General features: G+C 72.6%; 11 protein-coding genes. 7 read left to right on the top strand and 4 right to left on the bottom strand.

Annotated elements, in window-relative coordinates:
* The 3 genes from AC1DW8_RS22365 to AC1DW8_RS22355 form a co-directional block, all read left to right on the top strand.
* The coding region (locus AC1DW8_RS22365) for a hypothetical protein (protein ID WP_478095915.1) at nt 1-627 on the top strand (627 nt) is incomplete at its 5' end.
* A 163-nt stretch (nt 628-790) separates the two neighbouring features.
* Entirely contained in the window at nt 791-2,560 is a 1,770-nt protein-coding gene (locus AC1DW8_RS22360) for an alpha-amylase family glycosyl hydrolase (protein ID WP_056771929.1), read from the top strand.
* Between the two features lie 93 nt (nt 2,561-2,653).
* Complete coding sequence (locus AC1DW8_RS22355; RefSeq protein WP_478095914.1) at nt 2,654-3,205, top strand: DM13 domain-containing protein; 552 nt, start codon at nt 2,654-2,656, stop codon at nt 3,203-3,205.
* Between the two features lie 169 nt (nt 3,206-3,374).
* Here the strand turns inward: AC1DW8_RS22355 and AC1DW8_RS22350 are convergent, their stop codons facing one another.
* A complete protein-coding gene (locus AC1DW8_RS22350; RefSeq protein ID WP_056822527.1) occupies nt 3,375-4,643 on the bottom strand; it encodes an NAD(P)/FAD-dependent oxidoreductase in 1,269 nt (422 codons plus the stop codon).
* 141 nt (nt 4,644-4,784) lie between these two features.
* Between AC1DW8_RS22350 and AC1DW8_RS22345 the strand changes: the two genes are divergently transcribed.
* Together AC1DW8_RS22345 and AC1DW8_RS22340 are read left to right on the top strand one after the other, a co-directional pair.
* Nucleotides 4,785-6,419 carry a PucR family transcriptional regulator gene (locus AC1DW8_RS22345; protein ID WP_478095913.1) on the top strand — a complete coding sequence of 545 codons (1,635 nt, stop codon included), beginning with the start codon at nt 4,785-4,787 and terminating at the stop codon, nt 6,417-6,419.
* Nucleotides 6,420-6,447: 28 nt separating this feature from the next.
* Nucleotides 6,448-7,131, top strand: a complete 684-nt coding sequence (locus tag AC1DW8_RS22340) for a nucleotidyltransferase domain-containing protein (RefSeq protein ID WP_056771937.1) — start codon at nt 6,448-6,450, stop codon at nt 7,129-7,131.
* Here the strand turns inward: AC1DW8_RS22340 and AC1DW8_RS22335 are convergent.
* Nucleotides 7,128-7,571 (bottom strand): VOC family protein, encoded by a 444-nt coding sequence (locus tag AC1DW8_RS22335; RefSeq protein ID WP_056771939.1) that lies wholly within the window; start codon nt 7,569-7,571, stop codon nt 7,128-7,130. The two genes, AC1DW8_RS22340 and AC1DW8_RS22335, sit on opposite strands and share 4 nt — an antisense overlap.
* Nucleotides 7,572-7,708: 137 nt before the next feature.
* Between AC1DW8_RS22335 and AC1DW8_RS22330 the strand changes: the two genes are divergently transcribed.
* Complete coding sequence (locus AC1DW8_RS22330; protein ID WP_056822532.1) at nt 7,709-8,176, top strand: hypothetical protein; 468 nt, start codon at nt 7,709-7,711, stop codon at nt 8,174-8,176.
* A gap of 99 nt (nt 8,177-8,275) precedes the next feature.
* On the opposite strand, the gene AC1DW8_RS22325 is transcribed toward AC1DW8_RS22330, so the two are convergent.
* Nucleotides 8,276-8,467: a BldC family transcriptional regulator gene (locus AC1DW8_RS22325; RefSeq protein WP_045191048.1), complete on the bottom strand. Its 192-nt coding sequence runs from the start codon at nt 8,465-8,467 to the stop codon at nt 8,276-8,278.
* Between the two features lie 442 nt (nt 8,468-8,909).
* Between AC1DW8_RS22325 and AC1DW8_RS22320 the strand changes: the two genes are divergently transcribed.
* Nucleotides 8,910-9,104 (top strand): DUF3073 domain-containing protein, encoded by a 195-nt coding sequence (locus AC1DW8_RS22320; RefSeq protein WP_020142456.1) that lies wholly within the window; start codon nt 8,910-8,912, stop codon nt 9,102-9,104.
* A gap of 253 nt (nt 9,105-9,357) precedes the next feature.
* Here AC1DW8_RS22320 and purM read toward each other — a convergent pair whose 3' ends face one another.
* A complete protein-coding gene (gene purM / locus AC1DW8_RS22315; protein WP_478095912.1) occupies nt 9,358-10,488 on the bottom strand; it encodes a phosphoribosylformylglycinamidine cyclo-ligase in 1,131 nt (376 codons plus the stop codon).
* Nucleotides 10,489-10,507: the final 19 nt, after the last annotated feature.

Genomic DNA, 10,507 nt, shown 5'->3' with positions numbered 1-10,507 from the left:
CCCGTGCCCGCCGGAGCGACCGCCGCCGCGATCAACCTCACCGCCACCTCACCCCGGGCGGCCGGCTTCCTCAGCGCCGACTCGACCGCCACCACCGGCAGCTCCACCGCCAACTTCGCCGCCGGCCAGACCGTCGCCAACCTCCTCGTCGGCCGCCTCACCACCTCCGGCACGCTGACGATCGTCAACCACTCCGCCGGCACCGTGCAGGTCATCGCCGACGTCACCGGTTACGTCACGACCGCGAGCACCGCGAACCAGTGGGCCACGACCGCTCCGACGCGGGTGCTCGACACCCGCGTCGGCACGACATCCAACCCCGTCCGCACCGCGATCGCCGCCGGCGCCTCGCTCACCATCAAGGTCGCCGGCGTCACCGGGTCACCCGTGCCCGCCGGAGCGACCGCCGCCGCGATCAACCTCACCGCCACCTCACCCCGGGCGGCCGGCTTCCTCAGCGCTGACTCGACCGCCACCACCGGCAGCTCCACCGCCAACTTCGCCGCCGGCCAGACCGTCGCCAACCTCCTCGTCGGCCGCCTCACCACCTCCGGCACGCTGACGATCGTCAACCACTCCGCCGGCACCGTGCAGGTCATCGCCGACGTCACCGGCTACCTGCGCTGACGCGGCGAGTCGACCGAGCGAGCCGAGCCGAGCGAGCCGAGCGAGCCGGGCTGAGCGAGCCGGGCTGAGCGAGCCGGGCAGACCGATCGGGTACGTCACGGGTCGGCTCGAGCAGCCAGGTCTACGCTCGGGCTGCCCCCCTCACGACCCGACTGGAGCCCGCATGTCCGAGCACGACGCCCACCGCCCCGGACTAGGGTCGATGCCCCACGAGGGCGGCACCGCCTTCCGTGTCTGGGCCCCGAACGCCGACGCCGTCGCAGTGACGGGAAGCTTCACCGACTGGTCGGGTGACGGCCACGCGATGGTCTCCGAGGACAACGGTCACTGGTACGCCGACGTGGAGGGCGCCGGGCCCGGCGACGAGTACCAGTTCGTCATCACGAACGGCGACCAGCGCCTCATGCGGATCGACCCGCGCGCTCGCGTCGTCACGAACTCGTCGGGCAACGCCGTCGTCTACGACCGCGACGCCTTCGACTGGGGCGGTGACACGTTCGGCTGCCCGCCGCACGACGAGCTCGTCATCTACGAGACCCACATCGGATCGTTCGTCGCCACCCAGGGTGACGTCGGTGACCTCGGTGGCCTGGCGGGCAAGCTCGGCTACCTCGCCGAGCTCGGCATCAACGCCATCGAGCTGATGCCGGTCGCCGAGTTCGCCGGTGACTACTCCTGGGGCTACAACCCGTCCAACCCCTTCGCCGTCGAGAGCGGCTACGGCGGCGCCGACGCGCTCAAGGCCTTCGTCAAGGAGTCCCACCGGCACGGCATCGCCGTCATCCTCGACGTCGTCATCAACCACTACGGCCCGAGCGACCTGTCCCTCTGGCAGTTCGACGGCTGGAGCGAGGACGGCAAGGGCGGCATCTACTTCTACAACGACGAGCGCTCGTCGACCCCATGGGGTGACACCCGCCCCGACTACGGCCGCGAGGAGGTGCGCGCCTACCTCCACGACAACGCCCTCATGTGGCTCGAGGAGTTCCACCTCGACGGGCTCCGTTTCGACGCGACCCTCTACGTGCGCACCATCGACGGTCTCGGCAGCGGCGACCTCCCCGAGGGCTGGGACCTCATGCGCTCGATCACGACGACGATCCGTGAGCGGCATCCCGACAAGATCCTCATCGCCGAGGACCTCCAGTCCGACCCGGCGATCACCTCCTCCGACGAGGGCGGCGCGGGCTTCCACGCCCAGTGGGACACGAGCTTCGTGCACCCGGTGAGAGGGCTGCTGACGGCCGTCGACGACGCGGAGCGCTCGATGACCCAGCTCGCGGACGCCCTGCGTGGCAACGACGAGCCGTTCCGGCGCATCGTCTACACCGAGAGCCACGACGAGGTGGCCAACGGCAAGCTCCGGGTCCCCCACGAGGTCGACGGGGATGACCCGAGCGGCTGGGCGGCGCAGAAGCGCGCGACCCTCGGCTTCGCCATCGCCCTGACGACGCCCGGCATCCCGATGCTCTTCCAGGGCCAGGAGTTCCTCGAGGACGAGTGGTTCCGCGACGACGTGCCGCTCGACTGGGAGCGGGCCGAGCAGTTCCGCGACATCGTGCGGCTCGGCCGTGACCTCATCCACCTGCGCCGCGACGTCGACGGCGTCTCTCGCGGCCTGCGTGGCGAGGGCTTCGAGGTGCTCCACCTCGACGACGAGGCCAAGGCCCTCGCCTGGGCACGGCGCTCCGGCGACGACGTCGCCGTGGTCGTCGTCAACGCGAGCGCCGAGGCGCGCGACATCACGACGGGTATGCCGTCCGCCGGGCCGTGGGTGGTCCGCTTCAACTCCGACGCGGCGACCTACAGCGCCCTCTTCGCGGGCCACGAGACCCACGACGTGGACGCGGTGGACGAGCCCCTCGACGACCAGCCGGCGAGCGGCACCGTCTCGGTAGGCGCCTACACCCTCGTCGTGCTCACCCCCGCCTGACGCACGCGTCCCGGGGCGTGGCCCGTAGGGACGTCAGCACCTCGTAAGGCTCTCGTCATGGTCGGGCCATCCCGGACCCGGTGCACTGGAGCCATGACACGACGTCCCTGGATCGCCGCCACCGTCGTGCTCGGGCTCGTCGCGCTGGCCGTCGGTCTCGTGCTCTTCCAGCCGTGGCGGCTGCTCACCCGCAGCGTCGTCGACGAGCCGGTCCCCGTGGCCGTCGCGACCGCCACGACGGCCGGCGGGGGCACGGGGCCGACCACCGGGCATACGCCCCCGGCCGCACCAGCGGCTCCGCACGTCCTCGGCCAAGGGCGCTTCGTCGACGGGGAGCACGCCACCTCCGGCACGGCCCGGGTGCTCGAGCTGGCCGACGGCACGACGGTCCTGCGGCTCGAGGGCTTCTCGACGAGCGACGGGCCGGACGTCGTCGTGTGGCTGACCGACCAGCCTGCGGGAGGGGACGACTGGCATCGCTACGACGACGGCCGGTTCGTCCCGCTCGGCGACCTCAAGGCCACGGACGGCAACCAGAACTACGCCGTCCCGGCAGGCACGGACCTGTCGGGCCTGACCTCGGTCGTCATCTGGTGCGACCGGTTCGACGTCGCCTTCGGATCGGCACCAATCCGGTCCGCATGACGTCTCCGAACCACGGTTGACGGCTGCCGCCGCACTGAGGGGTCCGGTGGCAGCCGTCTCCGGCGGGCGCTGACGCGCCGCCGATGCGCGGGGGGACGCGCACGGAGGCCCACCTGACGAGTGTCGTCAGGTGGGCCTTGTCCGTGTCTCCCGGCGCTGCCGGGGGCGCTCAGCGGAGCGGGTTGAAGGGCGCGAGCTGCTCGGGCGCGCGGCCGGTGACCATCTGCTCGGCGAGCAGGCGGCCGGTGACCGGGCCGAGGGTGATGCCCCACATGCCGTGGCCGCCGGCGACGAAGACCTTGGGGTTCTTCGAGGCGCCGATGAGCGGGAGCCCGTCGATGGTGCAGGGACGCGAGCCCACCCACTCGTCCTGGCGGTGGTCGAGGTCGGCTCCCTGGAGCAGCGGGCGCGCCGACTCGACGATGGCCTTGATGCGGCGCGGGTCGAGCGCGGCCTCCGGCTGGCGGAACTCCATCATGCCGGCGACGCGGAGGCGGTCACCGACGGGCGTGCAGGCGACGCGCGCAGCCGGGAAGTAGACGGGGCCGTTGGGCAGGTCGTCGACGGCGACGCTGAAGGAGTAGCCGCGGCCGGCCTGGACCACACGCGTGACGCCGAACTCCCGCGCGAGCTTGCCGAGCCACGCGCCGGTCGCGACGACGACCGCGTCGTAGTGCTCGGCCTGGCCGAAGTCGTTCGTCACGAGCACGCCGGTCGGGGTGTCGGTGATGCGCGAGACGGCACTGCCGGTGACGATCTTGCCGCCGCGGGCGGTGACCGAGTCGGCGAGCGCGGCGACGTAGGCGCCCGGGTTGATGAAGCGCTGACCGTGCAGCACGATCGCGGCGCCGATCTCGTCGGACAGGGCCGGCTCGATGGCACGGGCCTCGTCGCCGCTCAGGACGTCGAAGGTGATGTCGCCGCCGGAGGCGTGGATGTGCTCGATCTCCTCGAGCAGGGTCTGGCGCTCCTCGGCCGTGCGGTAGGCGGCGGTGAAGGACTTCGCCTCGTAGGTGTCGGCGTCGACCCCGCCGGCCTTGAGGAGGTCGAAGCTCTGGAGCGAGAGATCGTTGACGGGCACGAGGGCCCCCATGGCCTTCTTCCACGCCGTCATGGTGCTGTGGCGCGTGAAGCCGGTGACGAAGCGGAGGAAGTCCGGGCGCGCGCTCGGCGGCACGTAGACGGGCGAGCTCGGGCTGAGGACGGCGCGCAGGCCGTACTTGAGCACGGCGGGCTCGGGCAGCGGCGTCGCGATGCCGGGCGTCAGCCAGCCCGCGTTGCCCCAGGACGCGCCGGCGGCCACGCCGTCGCGGTCGATGACGGTGACCTCGACGCCACGCTCCTGGAGGAACCAGGCGGTGGCGAGACCGACCATGCCGGCGCCGACGACGGCGACGCGCTCGGGGACGGGGGTACCGGCGGGGGTCACAGCGGCCATGCGATCGACTCCTGGGTCTGGTGCTCGGGTGGTGCCTTGCCTCCATGGTGGGGCCGCGCGTGAACGGGCCCATGGTGCTGCGCTGCCAGTGTTTGCGATCCTTGTTGTGCTGGGAGCACCACACAGGGCCACAATGGTCGTATGCCGTCCACCCCGTCCCGCTCGACCCGACGGTCCGCGACCCGCACCTCGTCGACGACCCCGGTCGGCCTGCCCATCGCTCAGCTCGTCGGCACCCTCGGCGGCGGCCTGCTCACGGTGGTCGTCGACGTCGGAGGTCCGACGGTCGACGACGTCACGCTCGCCGAGCCCGGCTCGGGCGTCTTCGGCCAGGCCGGCGACCTGCTCCTCGGCGTCGGGGTCGAGCGGCCGGCCGAGGCGGCCGCCCTGCTCGAGGGCGCGGCGGCCGTCGACTGCGGCGCCGTCGTGCTGCGGCGGGCCGCGGCCCGCAACCAGCAGGTGCGCGCCGCGGCGGCCCGCTTCCGCGTCAGCCTCGTGGAGCTCGCCGACCACGCGTCGTGGGCGCACGTCGTGTGGCTGCTGCGCGGTGTCCTCGACCGCGCGGCGAGCGGACCGGCGGTGCGCGCGGAGGGCCCGGTGCTCGACGAGCTCTTCGCCCTTGCCGACGCGTGCGCGGCCCTCGTCGCGGCTCCCATCACCATCGAGGACACCCAGTCGCGGGTGCTCGCCTACTCCTCGACACAGGACGTCGCCGACCCGGCGCGCGTCTCGACCATCGTCGGCCGGCGGGTGCCCGACGAGGTCATCGCCAACCTCCGCGGGCGCGGGGTGTTCCGCCGGCTCGCGCGCTCCGACGAGCCCTTCTTCGTCCCGGCCGGGCGCGGCCTGCGGGCCCGCGTCGTCGTACCGGTGCGGGCCGGCACCGAGTGGCTGGGCTCGATCTGGGCCGTCGTCGACGAGGAGCCACCCGAGCAGGTCATGGGCTCGCTCGCCCAGACGGCGTCGGTCGTGGCCCTGCACCTGCTGCGCCTGCGGTCGCAGGCCGACCTCGCCCGACGGGTCTCGGCCGACCGGCTCCGGGCCGTGCTGAGCGGCGACACGCTCGAGGCCGAGGGCTGGCTGCCGGCGCCGCCGTGGCGGGTCGTCGTCCTCGCCGGTGCGCACCGGCCGCGCACCGACCCGACCGGTGAGGGCGCGCCCCGTGACACCGAGCACGAGCTCGACGTGTGGGAGTCCGCTGCTCGGCGCCGCTCGTGGCGCCAGCCGCTCCTCGCGATCTTCGACGGCGTCGCCCTGACCCTCGTGCGAGACGTGCCCGGCGACGCGTCCCCCGGCACGTGGGAGTGGCTGCTCGGCGTCGTCGAGGAGGTCGCGGGTGTCACGCCGACGGCCACGGCGAGCGCCGGCGGCCGGGTCTCGCGCACCGTCGACCTCGACCGCTCGCGACGCGAGGCCACCGAGGTGCAGCGCCTGCGCGACGTCGGCCGCGTCTCGGGCACGACCACGACGGTCGAGGACGCCTGGGCGGCCGTCACCAACGCCCGCGCCCTCGGAGGCATCTGGACCGAGGAGCTGCTCGGTCCGGTCGCCGCCCTGCGCGAGCACGACGAGGCCCACCACACGGCCTACCTCGAGACGGTCGCGGCGTGGCTCGACCACCCGGGCGACCCGCGGGCGGCCGCGGCGCGGGTCCACGTGCACCCCAACACGCTCCGCTACCGGATGCAGCGCCTGTCCGGCGTCGTCGAGCTCGACCTGCACGACCCCGAGACGCGTCTCGCCCTGCGCCTCCAGTTGCGCGCACTCGGCCACTGAGGCGAGCCGCCGGCGCTAGCGTGGCGTCGTGGGCGAGCAGGAGGCGGACGAGCAGGACGAGGTGACGACCGGCGGGCAGCAGTGGCTCGCACCGGACGAGTTCCAGCGGATCTACGGTCCGCAGCACCCGTGGACCCCCGCCGAGGTCCGGGACCTCCTCGCCGGGCTCGACGTGCCCTGGTGGGTGGCCGGCGGCTGGGCCCTCGAGGCCTTCACCGGCGTGGCCCGCGACCACGAGGACATCGACGTCTCGGTGCTCCGTCGCGACGTCGGCGCGATCCGAGCCCACCTCGAGCCGCACTGGCACCTGTGGTCCGCCGGCGACTCAGGCCTGCTGCACCTGCGGCCCGGACGGGAGGTGCCCGAAGACTCCGGCCAGATCTGGGTCCGCGAGCACGCGCTCGCCCCGTGGCGCGGGGAGATCCTGCTCAACCCGGACGTCGACGGACGGTGGCAGTTCAAGCGCGACCCCTCGCTCGTGGTGTCACTGGACGATGCCACGTGGGAGCGCGACGGTGTGCGCTACCTGCGCCCCGAGCTCGTCCTCGCCCACAAGGCCGCCTCGCCACGCCCCAAGGACGACGCCGACCTCGAGGCCGCGCTCCCCCTGCTCGGTGCCGCCCAGGTGGCGGTGCTCCGGCGAGTCGTCGACGCCCAGCCGGCCGGCCATCCGTGGCGGGCTCGCCTGGACGGGGTTCGAGGCGGCGCCTAGGCAGGCGCCTCGCCCAGGTGGACCGTGCCGTCGGCGTCGACCCGGAAGTTCGGGTTGTGCACGAGATCCCAGCGGAAGCCGTCCGGGTCGGCCACGCACGCACTGACCCCACCCCACTCGCGCTCGGTCGGGGCGGAGACGGAGGTCGCGCCGGCAGCCAGCGCGGCGGCATACAACGCCTCGACCTGGCCGACCTCGGTGACGTTGTGGCCCAGCGACACGGGTGGCGCCGAGGAGCCGTGCGCGACGTCGCCGTACTCGCTCGGCATCTGCGCGACGTCCCACAGGGCGAGGAGCACGCCGGGGGCACCCTGGACGAAGGTGATCTCCGGCAGGTGGAGGACGGAGCGGAAGCCGAGCCCGTCGACGTAGAACGCGCGGGAGCGCTCGACGTCGCGGACGCCGAGGGTGATGGCGGTGATCTCGGGTGGGTTCGTCATCCCGCCACGATAGGACCGGCCACCGACGTCGCCGAGCCGTAAGGACCGGATAACCACCTCGTCATGGAGTGCACGACCGGGACGGGATTGACTCGGTGGTGAGCCGGTCAGGGTGACCGGACGAAAGGTGGAAAGCCATGTCTCACAAGCTGACTCGCAGGACCATCCGGTCTCTCTGTGTCGCCGCGGTCGCCCTCCCCGCCCTCGCCGCGGGCACCTCCGCCCAGGCGGGCGGCGTGTCGGGGCCGGCGTTCTACGTCGACCACGAGCTCTACCGGACGGTCGCGACGCCGACCGACCTCAGCGGCACCGGCGCACCCGCGCAGTCGTGGGACACGATCTACAGCTTCGGCGCCGTGCAGCGCAGCGTCGCCACCGCGGCCCCCGGCGACCCCGGCTACAACGGCGGGCGCTGGCAGGTGCACGCCGTCTCGCTGACGAGCACGTATGCCGCGGCGCTGGCGGCCGGCGACCGCGACGGCAACGGCGTGCTCGACGCCGCGGACGAGGTGCAGGCGGCCATCGGCGCCGGAGCCCTCGTCGACGGCGGCGTCGTGAAGTACTTCGTGTGCACGGTCAACCCCGTCCCCCACGGCCGGGCCTGACCACCACGTCCAACCACCGGGTAGCAGTCGGGGGAGGAACACCGTGTGGTGCGCCTCCCCCGACGATCTGACCGGTTTACCCCCAACTTTCCGTCGAGATCAGTGCCCGCCACCCAGAAGGTCGCGCACCTCTGACTCGCGATACCTCCGGTGCCCACCAAGGGTCCGGATCGAAGTCAGCTTTCCTGCCTTGGCCCACCGCGTGACCGTCTTCGGGTCCACACGGAACAGGGCCGCAACCTCGGCAGGAGTCAGTAGCTTCTCGGTCTCGTGTCGATCCTGAGTCGTCATTGTCATATCCCCACCACCCTGTCGCTAGGTGCAGCGACACGCATGCGCCCCAATCGGGGCTCAGTAAAGCAAGGGTAAAGTCTCGGCCAGTCTAATGGCGGTTAAACACTGAAAAGAGTCAAATCGTCCCGCTTCCGAGACACAAGGTGTATACGCCCGACCGGCCGCCCGGAAGCGTACCCGCGACCCCTGACGGTCCGTGGCGGACCCCCGAGCAACCCCCGAGCAACCCCCGAGCGACCTCCGGCCGGTCGGCCCGCTTCGAGCAGGTGCGACGCGCCGCCGATCAGGGGGTGGGGCGGGCGCAGGATTTGCCTCACTCATGTAGCGTTAGCACCACGAGAACACACACATTCCCGGGGCCGCTACGCGGACATCGAAGAACCACCCGGTTCTCCGAGGAGCGATGCCGTCCCGGCACGACGCACGAGGGGGTCACGCCATGGGGCGCGGCCGAGCCAAAGCCAAGCAGACCAAGGTCGCACGGCAGCTCAAGTACTACACACCTGACACGGACTTGAGCGCGCTGGAGCGTGAGCTGCACGGGCCGTCGCAACGCGACGTGTCCAACCAGCCACGATCCGTCGACGACGACGAGTACGACGAATACGGGAAGTGGGCCTCGGGCGGGCGCTGAGCCTGCCTTCCTCTTCCGTCTGCACCTCGTGCGTCGGGTGTTCACACCCGGCGCGCGATCGGTGCTGCCCTCGAGGCGCCTGAGGCTTCCGCCCACGCGGCGAGAGCGTCGGGGTGACGCATCGATGCCCGCACACCCTCCGGGGTGCTGCGGGCTTCGTCATGCCCGCGTCCGCCGGGCGTATGCCGTGTGCCGCGGTACTCCCGTCGGGTCGGGTGTGCCGCCCGGCCGGGTCCCGCGTGACCGCCCGGGCTCAGGCGGTCGGGTGCTGCCCGACGACCTGCACGGCGCCGCCGTCGACGCCCTTGGCGCCGCGCACGATCTCGGCGTCACCGGCGACGAGGCCGTCGGCGTGCGCCCGCTCCTCGGTGGCGACCTCACCGAGACGCCACGCACGGATGCCGCGGGCCTCGCTCAGCTCGATGGCGCGCTCCGCCTGGGCTTCGGGAAGCACCGCGACGAAGCCGATGCCCTGGTTGAGGGTGCGCTCGATGTCGGCCTGCGGCACGCGGCCGAGGTCCTGCACGGTGCGGAAGACGGCAGGCGGGGTCCACGTCGAGCGGTCGACCCGGGCGAAGGTGCCGCTCGGGAGCACACGGGCGAGGTTCGCGGCCAGGCCACCGCCGGTGACGTGGCTCAGGGCGTGCACGTCGACACCCTCGGCGGCGATGAGCTCGAGCAGCGGCTTGGTGTAGATGCGGGTCGGCTCGAGCAGCTCCTCGCCGAGGGTGCGGCCGAAGTCGTCGACGTGCCGGTCGAGCTGCCAGCCGGCGCTCGCGATGACGCGACGCACGAGGCTGTAGCCGTTGCTGTGCAGGCCACTGCTCGCGAGGGCGACCACGACGTCTCCGTCGGCGACGCGCTGGGGACCCAGCACGGCGGAATACTCCACGACGCCGGTGGCAGCGCCGGCGACGTCGTACTCGTCGGGTTCGAGCAGGCCCGGGTGCTCGGCGGTCTCGCCGCCGACGAGGGCGACCCCCGCCTCCTCGCACGCGCGGGCGATGCCGCCGACGATGGCGGCGATGCGCTCCGGGACGACCTTGCCCGTCGCGATGTAGTCGGTCATGAAGAGCGGCTCGGCGCCGCACACGACGATGTCGTCGACGACCATGCCGACGAGGTCGAAGCCGATGGTGTCGTGCACGTCGAGGGCCTGGGCGATGGCGACCTTGGTGCCGACGCCGTCGGTGCTCGTGGCGAGGATCGGGCGGGTCATCCGGGCGATCGCGGTCGCGTCGAACATGCCGGCGAACCCGCCGAGGCCACCGACGACCTCTGGTCTGGTGGCGCGCCGCACCGATGCCTTCATCAGCTCGACGGCCTTGTCACCTGCCTCGACGTCGACTCCGGCCGAGGCATACGTGATGGGGGCATCGCTCACGGGCCCCAGCCTACCGGCG

The organism is Terrabacter sp. P2_E3 (assembly GCF_056403915.1).
Note: the sequence above shows the minus strand (reverse complement) of the source record. Positions and strands in the feature narration are given on the sequence as shown.